The organism is Paraburkholderia strydomiana, from assembly GCF_046030495.1.
Lineage (GTDB): Bacteria > Pseudomonadota > Gammaproteobacteria > Burkholderiales > Burkholderiaceae > Paraburkholderia > Paraburkholderia strydomiana_A.
In genome coordinates this window covers 1-20,022 of the sequence record NZ_JAQQCJ010000020.1, presented here as the reverse complement: position 1 = coordinate 20,022, position 20,022 = coordinate 1, and the positions used below count along the sequence as shown (strand labels likewise).

The window sequence follows — 20,022 nt, the reverse complement described above, 5'->3', positions numbered from 1 at the left end:
CGGAAAAGGCAGACTTGGTTTGGTAAGCCCAAGTCCTTTCGGTAACGAAAGCTCTGGTCTTTGGCCTCGTGCATGAGATCCCCACGACGAACATCGGACGCTATAGAGGCGCCCGAACGTTCGTCCGTGTGGTTCTCAATCTGAGGAACGCTCCGGTCGGACATCGACAAAGGAGTCGTTCATGCACAAGCCTCATCCCCCTATCTATGACGTCGTGATCGCCGGGGCCGGTCCCGTCGGCCTCTTTCTCGCCTGCGAGCTGCGCTTGCAGGACCTCTCGGTCCTGGTGTTGGAGCGAGCCGAAGACCCTCACTCGCCCTTGAAGCGCCTACCGTTCGGAATGCGCGGCCTTTCGGCTCCCACGCTTGAAGCCTTTTACCGCCGCGGATTGCTGGACGAACTGGTCGCGGCGCAGCATGCGAATGATGACGCCGGCAAGACTGCAGCGGCAGCGCATTGGCTCCAGCAACCGCGCCGGCCAGCCGGCCATTTCGCGGGCATCCAGTTCTATCACGACGACGTCGACACCTCGAAGTGGCCATATCGCCTGCCGAGCCCGGCCGACACCAGCATGGCAGTCACCTTGGAGACACTCGAAACCGTCCTGGCCCGCAGAGCCAGCGCGATGGGTGCTGAAATCCGGCGCGGCGTCAGCGTCGACGGTTTCCTCGCGTCAGACGCGGATGTGGCCGTTCATGCTGGCGGGGAGACTTTTCACGGGCGCTGGCTCGTCGGATGCGATGGCGGCCGCAGTTCGATACGCAAGGCAGGTGGCTTCGAATTCGTCGGCACCGATCCTGAGTTCACTGGCTATTCCGTCGAAGTCGAGGTGGCCGATCCGCAAGCGCTGCGCCCCGGCCGGCACTATACGCCGGCCGGCATGTACACCTATGCGCGTGCCGGCACGATTGCGATGGTCGAATTCGACGGCGGCGCATTTCACCGGATCCAGCCGATCACGCTGGAGCATGTGCAGGCGGTGTTGCGCCGCGTGTCGGGCACAGACGTCACCCTGACCGGCCTTCTGCTCGCTACCACCTGGACGGATCGCGCCTGTCAGGCCACAGCGTATTGCAAAGGACGGGTGCTGCTCGCCGGCGACGCCGCCCACATCCATTCGCCCTTGGGCGGCCAGGGACTCAATCTCGGGCTCGGCGACGCCATGAACCTGGGTTGGAAGCTGGCGTCCATAATCCGTGGCGACGCACCGGCTGGCCTGCTCGAGAGCTATCAACTGGAGCGGCATCCGGTGGGAGCACGGGTTCTCGATTGGTCGCGCGCGCAAGTCGTACTCATGCGGCCCACTCAAAGCACGCGCGCGCTCGAAGCCATTATTCGTGATCTCATCGAGACCCGCGATGGCGCGACGTATTTCGCCGAGCGCGTGTGGGGCGTGTCGCTCCGCTACGATCCTGGCGGCAGTCATCCTCTGGTAGGCCGCAGCGTTCCTGATTTCGAACTGGCCGACGGAACGAAGGTCGGCAGCCTTCTGCGCGAAGGAAAGGGCCTGTTCCTGGACTTCGAGCCAGGCGCATCGCTTAAAACGCTTACGCGCCGCTGGCAAGAGCAGGTCACCTACATAGCACGCGACGCCAGGGATCGGCTAGGCCTGCGTGCTCTGCTGGTGCGTCCTGACGGATTCGTCGCCTGGGCAAGTGAAGCCGTCCCTGACGATGAGGAGATCACTCAGGCCATAGCGCGATGGTTCGGCGAACCTGATGGCCCAAGGATGCGAAGGACAACATCGCCGACTACTACGTAGCCCAATTGAAAAGGTAACGGAAAACCGCATCGAATCAACTTCGCCTCGACGGGCCGTGCCTGACGGCCAGCGCGCCCCACTAGTCCCGACCGCTCGCCCGGTGCGCCGCTTCCTGCACGCCCCGTACAGCCGCCGCCACGATCAGCCCGGTGAACACCATGCCGATCAGCCCAAGCAATATTGCGTCGATCCGGCCGAACGTCGACGTAGGGACGACGTCGCCGTATCCGATGGTCAGCGCCGTGATCGCGCAGAAGTACAGGGTTTCTCCAAACGGCGAAGGCGTTCGCTTTACCGTCTCCACGGGATCTCCCATGTAATACATGGCGAGCGCCAGTAGCAGGAACAGCAACAGAATGCCAGCAAGAATCGAACGGAGATACCACAGCGTTCTGCCGGATTCCCGCAAGATCTCACGGGCTTGCACGCGCACGACCGCGTCGCTCGTCGTATTTCCCATTGCAAGCTACCTCCTTGACTGTGCTCTGACGGACGCCCATGTGAGCGGCGGGCAGAGACACGGATGATGCGCTCAGCGTCCTCACGCGGGACGGCGTTGCTCGAAGATCAGCAACATCAGACACGCGTAGATCGTGACGGCCACGAACAGTCCCATACGGACCGCGAACGCCGTGTAGACGTCCTTTCCCGCCGCACTGTCCTGCACCGATTGGCCCAGCAGAATGATCATGGTGACCAGGCTGTTTAGCCAGAAGCCCGGTGAATAACGCGTCGGGCTGAGGCGATAGAGCTTGCGTCCCACCAGCAGGCCGAACAGCAGCATCCACAGATAAAACATCCACAGGTCCACAAAGAGCCTGAGCGCAAACCAGAACACGATCGCGAGCAAGCCGCCGAGCAGCGTGGAGCCGATGAGATCACGCGCTGCGCTACGAGCCGTCGTGGTGCAGCTTTGTCGACCGAGACTGACCGACTTCATAATGATCGGCATGTAGCTCGCTGGATCGGTGATGGCGAGCAGATACGCCGGCATGACCACCAGCGCCGCGCGCAGCGCAATGCGCACAGCCTCGCGGTCGGGCATAGCCTGAGCCGAAGGCTGCGGCCCCGTGCTCGCGGGCTCGGGAAACAGCACATGAGTCAATGCCGCCACCAGCACGGCCAGCACAAGGCCTTTCACCAACGCGCCGACGACCGTCACCGCCAATGGGAAGTCAGCGGTTCCCGCAGCGGAGACCATCGTCAGCCCGGCCACCAGAAAAGTGGAGACCAGGTTATTCCCGCCGCGCAATCCATAGCGAAACGCCAGGAAGAGCATGAGGCCCACAAGCATTACACCGGCGAATGCGTAATGGCGCAGCAACGGAACAAGAAGCAGCCCGCTGCCCGTCGTCAAAGCCACGATCAGCGCGAATACGACGCCGGCCTTGAACGACAGCGGCCGGTTTTGCGTCGCGAGAAGGAAGACGGCGAACACCGGCGCGATCACCGGGATCGACAGGTCCAGCGCGAAGCTGATCGTCAGGCACAGTGCCGTCCCTGTAGCAATGCGTAGCGTACGTCGCCCGAGAAGCTGAAGCCTGTGTTCCATAGATGCCGTGGCCAGTCATTCAGTAAAGGTAGGAGACCCAACTCATCACGCGCAAAAACACACGACCCAGCGGATTGAGCGGATTGCCCGGATCTGGAAACGCCATCACCTCCGCCTGCCCGCCGACGCGAACGTTGCGAAGGCGCGCCCTCTCACCCGGTTCGAACTCGACGATCACCGGAAAGCGTTGCGCGGGGCGCAGCCAGTCGCGGCTGTTCTGTACCGTGGGCAGACTGCCGGGCGGCGTGCTCTGCCCCACGCTCACGCCATATCCGATACTGCGCAGCCGCCCCTCGAAAACCTCGCCCGGCAGCGCGTCGAGCGCAATCGCCACGGGCGTGCCAGGCCGCAGATGCCCCAGATTGTTTTCGGTCAGATCCGCACTGACCCACACGTCGCGGATTCCAATCAGCGTCATGACCGGGCTGCCCGCCGCGACGAACTGCCCGACTTCCGTGCGCAGATCCGTGATGACGCCACCTGAGCGCGCCGTGACGCGGGTGTTGGCAAGATCGAGTTCGGCCTTTTTCAGCGCCGCGCCAGCGCTGCGCAACTGTGCGTTGTCTGCCTCATGGCCGCCCTGCTGCTCGCGAGCCCGCTCCACTTCGGCGCGCGCTGCCGCAACCTGGCTTTGGGCCTGCTCGTGAGTTGCTCGCGCCACTTCGAGGCGCCGCAGCGAGACGGTGCCCTCGTCATCGCGATACAGCCTTTCGAGGCGCTCGCTATCTTGCCGTGCCTTGATTTCATTCGCGACGGCTGCGCGCAACGAGGCGAGCGCCGACTCGATCCCGGCCGTGCTCGCGCCGATCTGCCGGCGCGTCGATTCGAGGTCGGCCTGCGCGCGATCGACGGCGATCCGGTATTGCTCGTTATCGACCTCGAAGAGTACGTCGCCTGCTTTGACTTCCTGGTTGTTATGCACGAGAACGCGCGTCACTCGTCCCGATGCTTCTGCGGCGACGGAGACGACGTAGGCCTGAATACGCGCCTGTTGCGTATAAGGGGTGAAGCGATCGGCAAGCAGATACCAGATCAGGCTGACCGCGATCACGCAAACGACCCACTTCACCGCTTTGCCCGAGGGGTCGGCGGCAGGCGCCGGCGACGGTGGCTTCGCCGGTGGGCCTGCGGTGGGCTCGGGCTTGTCGCTCATCGTGACGAACCCTCGGATGAACGGGCGGTGGCGGACGGCGCATTCGTTTCGTTCAGCAAGTCGCCCCAGTCGGTGCGCTGCTGCATCTGCTGACGCGTCGCGGAATCGACGAGCGGCTGTTCCGAGTACCAGCCGCCTCCGAGCGCCTTGTAGAGCGCAATCAGGCTGCCCACCGCGTTGCCGCGGTTGACGATGTACGCGTCCTGCTGCGCGAACAATGCACGCTGCGCGTCGAGAACGCGCTGAAAGTCCGAGTAGCCTTCCCGATAGATCGTATTGGCAAGCTTGAGCGAGCGCTGCGCGGCCCCTTGTGCGTCGTTCAGGATCGTGTCCCGTTGCCACGCGGCGATGATGGTCGTAGCGGCGTCGTCGGCCTCTCGGGCCGCTTCGCGCACGGTGTTCTGGTAGGCGACGGTCAGCTCCTGCAGCCGGGCGTCCTGCACGCGCACGTTGTTGCTTATCTTGCCGTGGTCGAACAGGTTCCACGTGACGCTCGGGCCGCCGATCAGGGCCAGTGTACTCGGCGAACCGCTAACGGAACTCGCGCTCCAGACGAGGGAGCCTAGCAGCGATACGGATGGGTAAAAATCGGCCTCCGCCACGCCGATGAGCGCGGACTGCGCGGCCATCTGCAATTCGGCCGCACGCACATCCGGACGGCGCAGCAGAAGATCGGCCGGGACATCCTGCAGCACGGCCCGATCCACGAGTGGCAGTAATTCCGCTTTGTCCGGCTGCACATTCAGTTCCGGCAACGGACCAGGCGGGCGGCCGAGCAGCACGGATAGCGCATGATGCGCGAGCACGATCTGGCTCTCGAAATCGGGGATGCTGCTCAGCGTGCCGAGATATTGCGTCTTCGCCTGCTGCAAGTCGAGTTCATCGGTCTCGCCGCTCCTGAAGAGCTTTTGCGCAATCTCGTAGCTGCGCTTTTGCAACTGGGCGTTCTCGCGCGCAATGCGCAGGCGCGCCTCGGCCGTGCGTAGCGTGAAATACGTATCGGCGACCTGCGCGTGCAGCAGAACCAATGCGTCATCGCGATTGGCTTGCGCCGCGAAAAACGAAGCGTTGGCCGATTCGATTGCGCGGCTGAAGCGCCCCCAGAAATCCAGCTCCCAACCCATGCTGAAGCCCGTCCCGTACTGCCAGTAGCCGCCTGAGTGCGGATTGACTCCATCCGAGCGTTTGCGCGTCGAATACAGGACGTCGGCATTGGCCTGTTGTACCTGCGGATAGCGGCCCGCGACCGCGATGCCCAGTTGGGCGCGCGCCTCGAGCACGCGCAGGCCCGCAATCTTCACATCGCCGTTGTTTGCATCGGCCTGTGCGATCAGACTTTCGAGGTTCTGGTCCGCGAAGATTCGCCACCATTGACGAATGTCAGGCTGGGTTGCCTGCTGGGTGACCTGCTCGATTGACGTGCTGCTCCAGTGCTCGGTCCAGCTTTCGTGCTGCGGGTGAAAGTCCGGTCCGACGCGCATGCAGGCGCTCAGGCAGCCCGTGGCGAGAAGCGGCCAATACAGGCGTGCGTGCACTGCCGCCGGGGACACGGATCGCCTCCGCAAGCATCAGGCGTGATGCTCTTCTTTTAAGCGCGCCGGCTTCCCCTGGTCTTTGACCCATCGCCAGAACAGCTGATAACCCACCGCGAGCATGACGGGCCCGATGAACAGGCCGATGACGCCACCCGTCACCATGCCCCCGAGCGCGCCGATCAGCACCACAGGCATGGGTACGGCGACGCCGCGGCCCAGCAGCAATGGTTTGAGCACATTATCCGCAAGTCCCGCGACGAACACGTAGACCGAGAAGATAACCGTCATGGTACTCACGCCTTGCGTGACGATCACGAACGCAATCACGGGAACCGTGATCAGCGTGGCGGGCAACTGCATGATGCCGATCAGCAGCACCGCCAGTGCGAGCAGGCCCGCGCCGGGAATCCCCATGAGGACGAACGCGATGCCGATGAGCAGCATCTGGATGAACGCGATCCCCACCACGCCTTGAGCGACCGCGCGAATCGTGGCCGTGCAAAGTTCCGTGATTTGCGGGCCGTTCTCGGGACCGGAGATGCGCGAAGCAATCTGCACTGCACTGTTGTGGCCTTTCTCGCCATGCGCCATCAAGATCCCGGCAACGATCAGGGCAACGAAGAAAATCAGCAGACCCGCGCCCAGCCCGGTTACCGTTCCGAGCACAGCGAGACCGGCCTCCTTGAGTTGCGGAGCGAACTTCTGCACCAACCCTGTGAGGTCGATCGAAGCCTGCTGCCAGAAGTCGTAGACACGCTGGCCAACGATCGGCCAGCCAGCCACCGATTCGTCCGGAGGTGGAATCTGGAAGTCGCCGCTCTTGAAAATGGCCATTCCATGCTCGATCGAATTAGCCACCGCGACGCCCAGCAGATAGGTCGGCACGAGGATGATGCCGAACGCGACGAGGATGATCAGCGTCGCGATCAAACCATCCTTGTTCGCGAGCGTACGCCGCAGCCTGACCTGAAGCGGATACAGCGTAATCGCGAGGATCAACGCCCATACCATGAGGTTCAGGAACGGGACGAAGATCCGGAAACAGAAAATGGCCAGAACGGCAACCAGTCCTGCGCGAATCAGCACATCGAGCAATTCTCTGGACTGAACCCGTTCGGTAATCGGTGTGAGCAGCATCACTTGCCTCCCGCAGATCATCTTGAGAATCCGCTGGCGGCAATCCAAGGCACGTCCATCACCATGGCAGTCGGAACAGAACCATGCCGCCGCGCAGTCATGCAGTGCAGTTCAGTGCAGGCATCAGATGTCCAGCCTGCTGACCTTCGTGCCCTCAAAGCTAAGGTTGGCCATCAGGCCCGAGTTCGTCAGCACGAAACCGACGATCGGCGCATTGGTCGTTGCCGTGTCGAGAGTACCGTTGGCACCCGTCTTCGCCACCGCTACCGAACCATCCACGCCGGCTGTCCAGCCCTTGTCGCTCGTGCGGAATTTCTGGAGCGCGTCATCGGTCATGAACATCATGATCACTGCCTTGGACTGCGCGCCAATCTGCAGGCCGAACGACGCGGTACTGGTCTTGTAATAGCCGACGGACTTGCCTCCCTGACGGAGCGCGCCTTCGCCATATTCGCCGCCCACGACGAGTCCCGCCGCGATCACCGAAGGAAACACGAGAATGGCCTTGGCCTTGTCTGCCTGCGCCTGCGCGCCCGGCGTCGTGCTGAACAGCTTCTTGAGCGCGGCATCGACGCCGGCGTCGATTTCCTGGCGCTTGCCGGCCGCTTCCGTCGGTGTCGAGGTCGTGTTGCAAGCGGCCAGCGAGGCGGCCAGTGCGATGCCCGTGAGCGATAAGAAGGCACGACGTTCCATGAGACTCTCCTCCGATGAAGTGCGGCAGAGCTGGATCCGACGCACATGAGAATGCTTGTCTACATCTATTGAAAACGCTTGAAGCAACGAACTCATGCTGGCTGAGGGTTTGCGTAAATCACGAAGGGAAGCGGTAGCGGCTTCTCCGCAGGCATCCTCTCTGGACTCTCTGCGTCAACGCGTTCGGACGAGTTAATCAACGTCGTGATGGGAAGTCTTTCAGCTCTGGGAGATTGGGCCACGCGGGCTCGACATGTCGCTGATGTCAAACCGGTACGCATGTGCCACGGTCCGCAACAGGCCTGCCGACATCGACATGGCGATCGCCGAACAAAATTGCATCGGATCAAGGATAGGCCTGAGGCAGGGCGGTCGATATTGGACCTTGGTCGTATGCCGAGGCGAGAAGTACCGACCGACTGGCGCTTTACTAGCACCAAACCCTGTTCTCTTCGTCATCCATTGCGGAATGACCAGACGCGGGCCGCGTGACGCACTGTCACGCGCCGCCAACGGCCCCATGTCCCCGCCTGTCTTTATCGCTGGCCAACCACCGATAGTGACGTCACCGATTCTTCGAAAAATGTTAATAGCCGTCCGTTCGTGGCATGTGTATGCGCCGCACATCAGGTCTCGACACGTACGCTAACGGCAGGTGATCGTCATTGCCGATCGCTGTCGACGCCTCGCCGTTGCGCACAAACACGGCGAGCAATGCGGCCATGACATACGCTGGCAGTCTGAATGAATTGGCCGAACTTCCCGAAGAACTCAGGAAGCCTTATGAAGGTGGTCTTTCAGTTACGTAAAGTGAGCACTGCAACGGCCGAAGGCACCCGGCGATCAGGCTGATCGCCGGGCCCATTCCCTTTCCGCCTGTTCGCCGCCGCTCAATGATGGGCACCGCCGCCCGCATCGTCCAGTTGTCGCATCACGGCGTCGAGATTGAATGACGCAGGCTTCTGGCGCGGAGGATACGCCTTGAAGTTGTCGATCTGCGACGCCACGACCGCTTGCATCGCGTAGAGCAGATAGGCGTGGGAGATCATCCAGTCGTAGTAAGTGTTGGAGCTTTCATCCGCGCGCTCGAACGGGTCCCGCCGAAGATTGAACATCTTCGGAATCCGCAGCCGAACGAAGGGTTCCGCCCAGCACGCCAACTGTTTGGCACGCTGTTCCAGCAATACCATTTTCCAGTCACGCACACGGACTGCCATCACGTCGCCGTCGTCACTGATATAGAAAAACGACTCGCGCGGACTCTCGTTCACTTCTCCCGTCAGATACGGGAGCATGTTGAAACCGTCCAGATGCACCTTATACGTTTTCCCGCCGGCCTTGTGCCCCTTAAGCAGCTTCTCCTTGATCTCCGGTTCACCGGCCGCCGCGAGAAGGGTCGTCATCCAGTCCTGGTGCGTGACGATACCGTTAAGCACCGTACCGGCAGGAAACTTCCCCGGCCATCGGACGAACGCAGGAACGCGCCACCCTCCTTCCCAGTTGGTATTCTTTTCAGAGCGGAATGGAGTGATTCCCGCATCTGGCCAACTATTGAAGTGCGGTCCGTTATCCGTCGAATACATGACGATGGTATCGTCGGCAATTCCCAGGTCATCCAGTTTCGCCAGCATCTTGCCGATGTTCTCGTCGTGCGCCACCATCACGTCGTTATATTCTCCCTGTCCGCTCTTTCCCTTATGCTTCTCGGCACAGTGGGTCCGGAAATGCATTGCCGTCGTGTTGTACCAGAGGAAGAACGGTTTGCCATCCTTATTAGCCTTATCGATGAATGTGCAGGCACGTTCGGTGGTTTCGTCATCGATCGTCTCCATGCGCTTCTTTGTCAGCGCACCGGTATCCTCGATCGTTTGACCACCCTTGCCATCCGACTTGCAGTGGAGCACGCCTCTCGGACCAAAACGCTTCCTGAATGCTGGATCCTTCGGATAGTCAGGGTCCTCAGGCTCCTCTTCCGCATTCAGGTGATACAGGTTGCCGAAGAACTCGTCGAACCCATGCATGGTCGGCAAAAACTCGTCCTTGTCGCCCAGGTGGTTCTTGCCGAACTGCCCGGTGACGTAGCCAAGCGGCTTGAGCATCTCCGCGATAGTGGGGTCTTCAGCCGATAATCCGACATCGGCCCCCGGCATACCAACCTTGGTCAGCCCCGTGCGGACCGGATTCTGCCCGGTAATGAATGCCGCACGTCCCGCCGTACAACTCTGCTGAGCGTAGTAGTCCGTAAACGCCACACCCTCATTGGCAATGCGATCGATATTCGGTGTGCGATAACCCATCTGCCCACGACTGTTGAAGCTGATGTTCCACCATCCTATATCGTCACCCCACAGAATCAGGATATTCGGTTGCTTTGTCGCCATGATTGCTTCCACTCCTTTCAGGTAAGGCCCGGTCAGCTGTGCGCGGGCGGGCGAAGAGGCTGCACCCATCACCGAGCCGAGCCAGCACGACGCTCGCTGAGCCCTGCTCTGCGCAGGATGTGACGGCCACGGACGTCTTTGGGCACATCGCTCCTATCAGGAGATGCGCCTCCCGTCATTGCTCGCCGGCTCGAACGAGCGCTGCGGTGCGTTATTGCCGTGACAGAATCTGAATTTCCTGCCGCTGCCACACGGACAGGGCGCATACGGGCCGCGCCGTTTGTCTTCGATCGCGGTCATCGCCATCACGTCGGACGGAGGCCGGCCCTCGCGAAGGAGCCTGGCCATTGTTTGCATCGCATGGCGCGAGTGGGTGAAAAACAATTCGAGCCCGGGGCAGAGATAGTTCTGCCCTGCCTCGCCATCGCGTGAAAGCGCGAAGCGGTCCTTCGGACATCCACCGTTGCACAGCGCCCTCACTTCGCAACGCCTGCACTGCGCGGTCAGCGACTCGCGCTTGTCCAGTCCGAACTTGCGCTGTTCCGGCGACGCCATGAGCTTCAACATGTGCGTTTCGTGAATATTGCCCAAGCGGTATCCGGGTTCGACAAAGTGATCGCAGGAATACAGATCGCCGTTGTACTCGAGCGCGGGGCCGAGGCCGCAGGTCGGAGCGTGAATGCACAACAGATGGCGCCCGAACAAAGCTTCGAGCGTGACATCGAACAATTGCACGAAGACGCGGCCGACGTCGTGGCGCACCCACTCTTCGAAGATGTCCATGAGAAAAAGGCCATACTGCTTTGCGCCGACTGAACGTTCCGTCACCCGATTGCCGGTCTGTGTGTACAACACGCGTTGGCGGCCGGGCTGTTCGCTCCAGCCCCGATTCGCCAGTTCGATGGTCTGTTCCGTCGCGCGTTCGATGATCGGAATGAACTGGACCCACCGTGCGCCGAGTTCATCGCGAAAGAAGCGGTACACCTCGCGACCATGGTGCTGGTTGGCGGCGTTGACCGTGCACAGGATGTTGAACTCGACGCCATGCTTGCGCAGCTGGTTCCACCCTTTCATGACCAGGTCGAAAGTACCCTGCGCACGACGATCGACGCGAAAGGTGTCGTGCAGTTCACGCGGGCCGTCGACACTCAGGCCCACAAGAAAGTCGTGCTGCCTGAAAAACTCGCACCATTCGTCGTCGAGAAGAATGCCGTTGGTCTGAAAGGTGTGCTTCACCGCCTGTCCCGGCCGACGATACTTTTCGACGAACTCGACGGCTTGCCTGAAGAATTCGACCTTCATGAGCGTGGGTTCGCCGCCTTGCCACGCGACCGTGACTTCAGGGGTGCGATGCGACTCCAGCAGCTGGCGGATATAGGTCTCCAGCGTTGCCTGAGACATCCGGTGCTTCTCGTTGGGATACAGCGCCTCTTTCGACAGAAAAAAGCAATACTTGCAGTCGATGTTGCAAGTCGAGCCGCTTGGCTTGGCCAGCAAATGAAAGCACGGCGGCGCATCCTCTGGTCGGCGTTCGGCGCTCTGAAGATCCTCGATACTCGATGTTGCAGTGCGAGACAGCAACGTGGCTTCCATCGCCGTAATCCCCTTGATTGTCAGCGTGACAAAATCTTTTTTGCGGCGCCGTCCGCCAGGCGCCTCAACAATTCAGCGGATACGTATCCGAAGGGTGCGGGGCGCAGACACAAACGTGATTCGTATTTAAGGCAGCTTGCGTCCGGAATGCAAACGCAATTTCGTGATTCCCGAATAAAACGCATTGCGCGAACATGCCTGTGTCGTTCATGACGATTAATACGCACACCATTCAAGCGCACAAAGCGTTGAATATTGGCAACGCCGCCGACATCATTCTTATAGAAGCAGATACATAAGTTCGGCAGCTCGCAATCGCGCCTCCCATGAACTAGATTAACGTTGACGCATGTGAACGCCTCGATCGTCGTTTGTGACTGTACCCGGAATTCGCTGCTGCCAACCGGGCTGACGAACCCATCCGGAGAGTGGTGTGGCTAACGTGGAAGCGCGCTCATCGAACCAGTTGGCCGGGGACCGCACTGACCTCGCGACGGTACGCACGCTGATGGCAGCCGACCGTACCTTGATGGCGTGGATTCGTACCGCGCTTTCGATGATCAGCTTCGGCTTTACGATCTACAAGGTACTCGAGGGATTCACGGAAGCGGGCGTTCATCTGGCCCATCCGCATAGCCCTCGAAGCATTGGCCTCTTTCTCACGGGAATGGGCACGATTTCAATGGTGCTCGGCACGATCGAGTACTGGCGAAGCATCGTCGGTCTGCGCGAGTATCAACCGGTCAGCATCTGGCGGCCCACTTTTTTCGTCGCGTTGGTGATGGCCTGTTCGGGCAGCTTCGTCTTTCTGAGCATCATCATCAGGTTGCTCTGAGCCTACGCAAGTCGCAGCGTACAGCCGCGGCCGCGCCAGCAGGGATTCGCGAATCAATGCTTTGACGGATCGAGCGCGCTCGCGATCACATGGTCGCTGTACCTATTCGAAGGTGCCAGTGTCGTGACTGAAACCGTGATGATCCTGCTGAAGATTTCCATCGCCGTGCTTATCGCTGGCGTCGGTGCGGGAACTTCGCCTTCCGAGCTGACTTATCTATGGCGGCGGCCCGGGCTCCTATTCCGTTCTCTTGCGGCAATGTATCTGCTCGTTCCCGCGGTCGCGTTCGGCCTTGTGCTGATCATGCCCATCGAACGCGGGGTCAAGGCGGCGATGCTGGTGATCGCCGTGTCTGCCGGCGCCCCGCTGCTTTCCAGAAGGCTCAAGAAACTGAATAGTCAGGAATACATCTTTAGCCTGCTGATCACGTCCTCGCTCGTCGCCATTGTCGTCGTTCCGGTGTGGGCGGCATCGCTAGCCGCCTACTTCGACGTAACGGTCGACCTGTCCACAAGCACGGTCGTGTTGGACATCGCCAAAACCATTCTGCTGCCGATCATGATCGGCATGGCGGCGCGCGCCATGTTCCCGGCCTCGTCGGCGCGCCTGTCGGACCGGGTGCTCATGATTGCCGGGATTGTCCTCGTGGCGTCCGCCATCGCCCTGCTGGTCATTCACCGGGAGCACCTGGCGGGTCTCACCTGGCCTGGCATGCTCACACTCGTCATGCTGATCCTGTTCGCACTGCTCATCGGTCAGCTTCTTGGCGGACCCAACCCGGACGACCGGACGGCGCTGGCCACCGCCTGCGCAACCCGGCATGTTGGCGTTGCGCTGATCGTCGCAACGGAGTTTGCCGGCGTGAAGACACTCGTACTTGTCGTTGCGTATTTCGTCACCGCATTTATAGTGTCGAGCATTTACCTGACCTGGCGGCGACGCTAGCTTCTTCGTGACGTGGGTACGGCAGTCGGTCGGTCACTCGCTAGCGGCGCAAACGCCCGCCGAATCCGCCACCGCCAAAGCCACCTCCGCCGAATCGATCCGCGCCTCCGAAGCGGTCGCCACCGAATCCGCCAGCACCGCCGAAGTTGCCCGCCAGCGAACCGCGGCTCGCTTCGCCGCGCTGCAGGTCCTCACGCGCGCCGGTGCCATCGCCGGCGTCGCGCAGCGCGTTGTCGCGATTCACATAGTCTGCGTTGCTTTTCAGATCGCTCGCGTTGAAGCCGCCCTTGTCGATAGCCTGCAAGCGCTGGCTCGCCGAACCCGAGAGATTCTCGCCGGTGCGGCTCTCGAAGGTCTGCATCGCCTGGGTGCGTGAGGTGTCGTATCCACGGTAAGGTTTGTTTTGCACACCGCCGACGTTCGCGTTGCGGTTCCATGTCGAGGTACTGGCACTTGCGCTGATGCGGTTGTTGACGTTGATGCTGTTGTAGCGGTTCACGTTCACGTTGACGTCGTGATTGTTCCAGTCGAAGCCGCCCCACAGCGCGTTCGTCACCGCGATGCCGGCACCGAAAGCAATTCCCGTTGCGAAACCGGCGGCGACCGCATAGCCGGGCGGCGGCGGCAGATAGACTGGCGGATAGGCAGGATAGAGCCACGGCCCGTACACGTACGCCGGGTTGTAAGTCGGCACATACACGACCTGAGGATTCACAGGCTGAATCTGGATGGTGCTCTGCGCGACCACCACCTTCTGCTGCTCGCCCGATTTCAGATTGCCCGCCTCGTGTGCCTGCTTGCGCAGCCGCTGGACGGAATCCATCACGTCGTTCGGCTGGGCGAGAAACGTGTTGCCGATCTGCTTCACCCATTCAGGCTTCGACGCCATGGTGGCGAGCACCTGCGGAAACGCAACGAGCGACTGCACGCTCGGATCCCAGGGTTTCGATGCGACGGCCTTGACGGCTTCGTCGCCGGTCATTTGTGTGTTCGTCTTCGACCAGGCAGCGGCGGCTGCGACTTCTTGCGGAAACGTCGTGGCCATCAGTACCTGCGCCAGCAATGGATCGGGATAGAGCGCAATCGGCGCGGTCAACGAATCGAGTTGCTGGTTGGAGACTTTAGCCGCGGATTGCGCCGTGGCCATGGTGGGTAACGCTATGGCGATGAAAAGCACCGCAATCAACGCCGCGCCAATCGCAAGGAAACCTCGCACGCGTGCTCCGATTGGTTTCACGATCCTGTACTCCTACGACGCGTGCTCATTTACCAGAACACGTACGGCATCCATGTTTCAGAACCTGATGTGCACGCCGGCAAATGGACCCGCCGTCCTGACGTTGTAGTAGAAGGATGAGGTGTTGTAGTCCTGCGCGAGTATCCGGTAGCCGGCGGTCACACCAATGGTTTTCGACGCATCCCACGACACCGACGCCACCACTTGCCACGAATACTTGGCCCCGCCGGTACCGACATCCGCGTAGCCCATGACCGACCACTTGTCCGTCAAGCGGTAAATGCCCCGCACGCCCACCAGGCCGTCAACCCAGTCGACGCTCGTGCTGCGATCGATACCGTCCGGAAACTCGGGGCTGGAAGAGAAGGAAAGTTTGGCGTTGAGGTTCGTATAGCGCAGGCCGGCAATCAGGTCCACCGGTGTCTTGTCGCTCGCGAGAATGCGGTAGGCACCGGCCACCTGAACGATTCCATTGTCCAGTTGCAAGCGTGCCGTGCCCAGCTTCCCGCCGAGTATCGGGTCCGAGGTGGTCGAGACGTTCACGTAGAACCCATCGACGATGATCGCCCAGCGATCCTTGCGCGCTTCGAACGTGCCCATCACGCCGAAGTCGAGATCGCGCCAGATATTGGAGAAGTGGGCGTCTACGTTCTGGCCGGGAATGACGTGCCCGACACGGACATTGCCGCTCTGCCCTGCCAGCCAGAGGTACGGTGTGAACGAGAACTGCCAGCCTCCCTGCGTGCTCGATGCCGACTGATCCGCCGCCTGATCCGCAGCGTGTGCCGGTATTGTCAGAACGCTCAGCGATGCGCCCACCACCCATGCTGCCATTCGCCGCGACGATTTCGTTTGCATGTCTGCAACCTCATCCAGGCCAGCGTGCGTTTGCCGGGCACGCCCAATCGATTCACTTGCCCGCGACCATCCGGTTCAAGTCCTGCCCCTGCAGTGCAAAAACGGATTGCACGTATGCAGGCTGTTCGATCCAAAGCGTTCCATGAGGGCAAGGAGCGTTGGCAGAGGCGCCTGTGTTCGGCATGTAGGACTGCGGCTGCGGTGGATGTGTACTGCACCCAGCCGGCGCAAGCGAGAGGCACTCAACCTAGGCCGAAAAAGACTAGTCGCACGCAATACCAGTCGGACCTGGCTCCTTGGGTGAGCACCCTTAAGCGCTTCACGTAGATCGACATATCCGGATCAATTGGACGTGGGAGCATCTTCGTCGACCCGGCATAGTTCTGATTCCGGGATTGCCGCGCGATGTCCCTTTCCTGTGGCTCGCAACGCAGCCGCACTGTTACCAAAGCGGGATCCGGCCACGATCACGCCGAGATCAAACGCGCTCATTGCTTCGCCTCTTGCGATGCGCGGCGCGTGCGACGAGGGATAGCCGCGCTTAAGGTGGCTTTTGATCCTCGACTCACGAACTGGCGAACTGGCGAACCGAAGTCCTTCCCAAGGATATGCCGCGCCTCGTCGTAGCACTATCGGACTTTGGTCCCATACGTTCTGCGTGGCCTCGATGCTCGGCATTCCCAGGCAACATCTTGCGGCCGCAGGCTCACACTGACCAAAGTCCGATTGGGTCCGAGCACGTTGCTTCGTAGGCTACGGCAACGGACGCGCGGCTGCGCAAGCGCTTGCGCAATCCACACCGCCGTCAGCGTGAGCGGCCGACCGCTGCCGTGCCCTGCGCGGATTCTTCGCGCAGCGTTGAAGTCGCCGGCAGCGCCTTCGTGGCGACACCTGGCGCACCGAGTTCATCCAGCGGCGTGCGATATGTCTCCCGCGCGGTCCAGGCGGCGAGTGCGGCGAGGCCAGCGATCACGAGTGTCGCGGTGCCGATCACAAGCGGGATATCTTTTGTTCCGGGCGGAGCAATCGCAGCGAACAGCGATGGCAGCAGCGCCGTTAATGCCATCCCGATGTTCTGTCCGATCGACATGGCCGACACTCGCGTACGAGTCGGGAACAACTCGGGCATGAAGCTCGGAAACACCGCGTTGAATCCCTGATAGATCACACCCCACATCAGCACCGACGTGACGATCGCAACCGGTGCATTTTTTGCGCTGATCGCGTACAGATACACGTACGACAGCAACCCTGCGCCGACCGAGCCAACGATCACTGGAATCCGCCGCCCGATCCGGTCGGACAGTTTGCCGACAAACGGAATCACGAGCACGGCGACCAGGTTCCCGACGAGCGGAATCACGAGATACGTGTTCGCGTGAAAGCCGATCCCGTACGACGGTTGCACCGCGTACGCCGCACCGAAGATCGTTGCGACCATCGCAATCACCGCTGCGAGCGCCATGATCGCGATGCGCACGATATCGCGCCAGTTTTCGCGCAGCGCGACGGCGATCGGCGATGCGGGCACACCGCCGTTCGAATCCTCCTGAATGAACGCCGGCGATTCCGACACCTTGCGGCGAATCACGAAACCGGCAGCGAGCACGAGCGCGCTCAGCAGGAACGGAATGCGCCAGCCCCATGACGCGAACGCGTCAGCCGGCATGTAGTAGGCGAGCGGCATGAAAATCGCGGCGGCGAAGATCTGACCGGCCTGAGTGCCCTGCAACGCGAAGCTGGCGTAAAAGCCGCGCTGGCCGAACGGTGCCTGTTCGAGAATCATCGAGCTGGCCCCGGAAATTTCGCCCGCCACCGCGAAGCCCTGGATGAGACGCAGCACGACGAGCGCGATCGGTGCGAGAACGCCGACCTGATGGTAGGTCGGCAGCAGTCCGACAGCAAACGTCGAGACGCCCATCAGGAACATGCACAGCAACAGCAGATGCTTGCGCCCATGCGTGTCGCCGCGCCGCCCAAGCACGAAGCCGCCGATCGGCCGCGCGACATAACCGACGCCGTAGGTCGCAAGCGACGCGACGATCGCGAGCTTCGGGTTGCCGGACGGGAAAAACAGCTGCGGAAAAACCATCGCCGCTGCCTGCGCGTAGATAAAGAAATCATAGTATTCGAGTGCCGAGCCGATCCAGCCGCTGGCTGTCGCGCGCCGGGTCTGCTGCGCAGACGGATGGGGTGCTGCGTGTTGAGTCTGCATCGTTGCGTCTCCTGATTGGTTTTGATGTGCCGCCATGGCGAACCGATCCATCGCGGCGGGCTTGCCCGTGTTGCCGCTGCTGCGACATGCAGGCCGGTTCGGATGCCGGGCCGTGCATGCGTCGTTCGAGGTCAGTGAGCCGACGACGATCAGGCTTCCAGTGGCGTCATCTTCATGAACGCGCCGAGGTTGCCGAATTGCGCCAACGCCATTTCGGCGCCGGTCTGGATGCGGCACCCTGCTTCGCGCGCGACCTCGAGAAAACGCGTGACATCGGGCGAGGTGACCACGTCCGCAACGAGGACGCCGGCATTCAACGTCGCCATCTGTTCCGGCGGAAGCGGCAACATCTCATGACCGCTCATGCCGACAGGCGACGCATTGACGACGAGATCGAACGACGCCAGCGATGCGAAATCCGACCCGGTCACGACACCCGGGTAATGCGTCGCCAACAATGCGCGCAACCGCTGCGTGCGCGAGGCGTCCAGGTCCGTCAACGTGATCGACGCGGCACCGTGTTCGCAGAGTGACCACGCGATCGCGCTGCCCACGCCGCCGGCACCGATCACCAGCGCACGCGCGCCCTTTGGCTCGAAGCCGTGAGGGCGTGCGGCGTTCATGAAGCCATCGCCATCGACCATGTCGCCGATCAGCGTGCCATCCGCTTCGCGGCGAATCACGTTCACGCAGCCGAGCGCCTTCGCCCTATCGCTCAGCTGATCGACGCGCCTCGCCATGTCCTGCTTGTACGGGACGGTGACGACGCAGCCGCGCAGATTGCGCCATGCGCGCATCGCCTCGATGAACTGATCCACCGACCCGCTTTCTAGATCGATCGGAATCATCGAAGCGTCCTTGCCATGCCGTTCGAACCAAACGTTGAAGTTGTGCGGCGATTTCACCTGCGCGATGGGGGACCCTACGATGGCCAATAGTTCGGTCGTGCCGCTGATCATGAATTGCACCGGAAGAGCGTTGTAAGTGAGCGCTGATGATGCGGCGAGGCGCGAGCCCGGGCAACGCCGGAATCAGGCGAATAGCCCGCTTATCGGCGACTTGATGCGATAATCGCGTCGTTTTAATGCTTACACGATAGGAACCGATGAAAACGCCGCTGATCCATGAACGCGATCTGATCGTCGGCCTTCAGAAAGGGTTGGCGCTGATTCAGCTCTTTACCGACGAAACACCCCGGCTCAGCGTGCCCGACGCGGCCCGGCTTGCCGGGTTGACGAAGAGCGCCGCGCGGCGTTTTCTTTTGACGCTCGTGCACGACGGCTATGCACAAACCGATGGCCGTCATTACTGGCTCACGGCGAGGACACTGCGCCTCGGGCAGGCCTATGTCGATTCGGCGCGGTTGCCGAGGATGCTCCGGCCGATCGTGGAGAAGGTGGCGACCGAAACACGCGAACACGTGTCGGTCGCGGTGCGCGATGGCGACGAGGTCGTGCATATCGTCCGCAGCCGCGTCGCCAACGTATCGTCGCTGTCGATCCGTCAGGGATTTCGGCTGCCCATGTATTGCACCGGCAGCGGGCGGCTATGGCTGGCGTCGATGCCGGACGACGAACTCGACGCCTATCTGACGCGCGTCGACCTGCAGCCGCTGACGCCGTTTACCCGCATGTCGATCGACGACATCAAGGGGGTGGTTGCCCAGGTCCGCGCGCAGGGCTACGTGGAGCTGGATCAGGAATACGAAGTGGGTATGCGAATTCTCGGGGTGCCGCTGACTAACCGGAGCGGCGAGATGCGAGCGAGCCTGACGATCACGATGCAGGTGTCATCGATGACGCCGGCGGATATTCGCGAGCGGTATCTGCGCTACCTTTATGAAGGGCAGGCGTTGCTTCGGCCGATCATCGATATCTAAGACCATCCATTAGCCGGTTCACGCCCGTAGCAGTTGTGGTCGAAGACAGCGCCAGGGGGGTAATAGCCGCTGCCCGTGCGTGCTCGTGGACGGCGGCGCTCAAGGTCGCTCACGTCGAGGCGTCTGGAAGCCGCCCTAGGCCGACGGTGGCCGATCGGGAAACGTGTCGCCGTTCCAGGTCGCGTCGCCGGCATTCGCCACCGGGGGCCGGCGAATGTCAGCTTTCGTCGTTGACGAACGAGTCTTC

General features: G+C 61.5%; 16 protein-coding genes. 4 read left to right on the top strand and 12 right to left on the bottom strand.

What is annotated here, in order from left to right; translation table 11 throughout:
• Positions 1–181 precede the first annotated feature (181 nt).
• Positions 182–1,762: an FAD-dependent monooxygenase gene (locus PQQ53_RS24240; protein WP_408326728.1), complete on the top strand. Its 1,581-nt coding sequence runs from the start codon at positions 182–184 to the stop codon at positions 1,760–1,762.
• 79 nt (positions 1,763–1,841) lie between these two features.
• Here the strand turns inward: PQQ53_RS24240 and PQQ53_RS24235 are convergent, their stop codons facing one another.
• The 8 genes from PQQ53_RS24235 to PQQ53_RS24200 all read right to left on the bottom strand — a co-directional run bounded on the left by PQQ53_RS24235 (position 1,842) and on the right by PQQ53_RS24200 (position 11,710).
• Entirely contained in the window at positions 1,842–2,222 is a 381-nt protein-coding gene (locus PQQ53_RS24235; RefSeq protein ID WP_408145343.1) for a potassium channel family protein, read from the bottom strand.
• 81 nt (positions 2,223–2,303) lie between these two features.
• Positions 2,304–3,314: a DUF2955 domain-containing protein gene (locus PQQ53_RS24230; protein WP_408326725.1), complete on the bottom strand. Its 1,011-nt coding sequence runs from the start codon at positions 3,312–3,314 to the stop codon at positions 2,304–2,306.
• Between the two features lie 19 nt (positions 3,315–3,333).
• Complete coding sequence (locus PQQ53_RS24225) at positions 3,334–4,467, bottom strand: HlyD family secretion protein (protein ID WP_408155451.1); 1,134 nt, start codon at positions 4,465–4,467, stop codon at positions 3,334–3,336.
• Positions 4,464–6,017 (bottom strand): TolC family protein, encoded by a 1,554-nt coding sequence (locus PQQ53_RS24220; protein WP_408326722.1) that lies wholly within the window; start codon positions 6,015–6,017, stop codon positions 4,464–4,466. The genes PQQ53_RS24225 and PQQ53_RS24220 overlap by 4 nt, the downstream gene beginning before the upstream one ends.
• A gap of 18 nt (positions 6,018–6,035) precedes the next feature.
• Positions 6,036–7,139 (bottom strand): AI-2E family transporter, encoded by a 1,104-nt coding sequence (locus tag PQQ53_RS24215; RefSeq protein WP_408155453.1) that lies wholly within the window; start codon positions 7,137–7,139, stop codon positions 6,036–6,038.
• Between the two features lie 123 nt (positions 7,140–7,262).
• On the bottom strand, positions 7,263–7,832 hold the full coding sequence (locus PQQ53_RS24210; RefSeq protein ID WP_408155455.1) for a BPSL1445 family SYLF domain-containing lipoprotein: 570 nt from the start codon (positions 7,830–7,832) through the stop codon (positions 7,263–7,265).
• An 890-nt stretch (positions 7,833–8,722) separates the two neighbouring features.
• Complete coding sequence (locus PQQ53_RS24205; RefSeq protein ID WP_408145307.1) at positions 8,723–10,213, bottom strand: arylsulfatase; 1,491 nt, start codon at positions 10,211–10,213, stop codon at positions 8,723–8,725.
• A gap of 156 nt (positions 10,214–10,369) precedes the next feature.
• Positions 10,370–11,710: an anaerobic sulfatase maturase gene (locus tag PQQ53_RS24200; RefSeq protein WP_408155483.1), complete on the bottom strand. Its 1,341-nt coding sequence runs from the start codon at positions 11,708–11,710 to the stop codon at positions 10,370–10,372.
• 529 nt (positions 11,711–12,239) lie between these two features.
• Between PQQ53_RS24200 and PQQ53_RS24195 the strand changes: the two genes are divergently transcribed.
• Together PQQ53_RS24195 and PQQ53_RS24190 are read left to right on the top strand one after the other, a co-directional pair.
• On the top strand, positions 12,240–12,641 hold the full coding sequence (locus tag PQQ53_RS24195) for a YidH family protein (protein WP_408145303.1): 402 nt from the start codon (positions 12,240–12,242) through the stop codon (positions 12,639–12,641).
• Between the two features lie 123 nt (positions 12,642–12,764).
• Entirely contained in the window at positions 12,765–13,586 is an 822-nt protein-coding gene (locus PQQ53_RS24190) for a bile acid:sodium symporter family protein (protein WP_408326720.1), read from the top strand.
• A gap of 40 nt (positions 13,587–13,626) precedes the next feature.
• Here PQQ53_RS24190 and PQQ53_RS24185 read toward each other — a convergent pair whose 3' ends face one another.
• The 4 genes from PQQ53_RS24185 to PQQ53_RS24170 form a co-directional block, all read right to left on the bottom strand.
• Positions 13,627–14,823, bottom strand: coding sequence for a DUF3300 domain-containing protein (locus PQQ53_RS24185; RefSeq protein ID WP_408145299.1), 1,197 nt, complete (start codon positions 14,821–14,823; stop codon positions 13,627–13,629).
• A 57-nt stretch (positions 14,824–14,880) separates the two neighbouring features.
• On the bottom strand, positions 14,881–15,681 hold the full coding sequence (locus PQQ53_RS24180) for a hypothetical protein (protein WP_408145297.1): 801 nt from the start codon (positions 15,679–15,681) through the stop codon (positions 14,881–14,883).
• Positions 15,682–16,486: 805 nt separating this feature from the next.
• Entirely contained in the window at positions 16,487–17,896 is a 1,410-nt protein-coding gene (locus tag PQQ53_RS24175) for an MFS transporter (protein WP_408326717.1), read from the bottom strand.
• Between the two features lie 149 nt (positions 17,897–18,045).
• A complete protein-coding gene (locus PQQ53_RS24170) occupies positions 18,046–18,855 on the bottom strand; it encodes a shikimate dehydrogenase family protein (RefSeq protein ID WP_408326866.1) in 810 nt (269 codons plus the stop codon).
• Between the two features lie 146 nt (positions 18,856–19,001).
• Between PQQ53_RS24170 and PQQ53_RS24165 the strand changes: the two genes are divergently transcribed.
• Positions 19,002–19,775, top strand: a complete 774-nt coding sequence (locus PQQ53_RS24165; RefSeq protein ID WP_408145291.1) for an IclR family transcriptional regulator domain-containing protein — start codon at positions 19,002–19,004, stop codon at positions 19,773–19,775.
• Positions 19,776–20,022 lie beyond the last annotated feature (247 nt).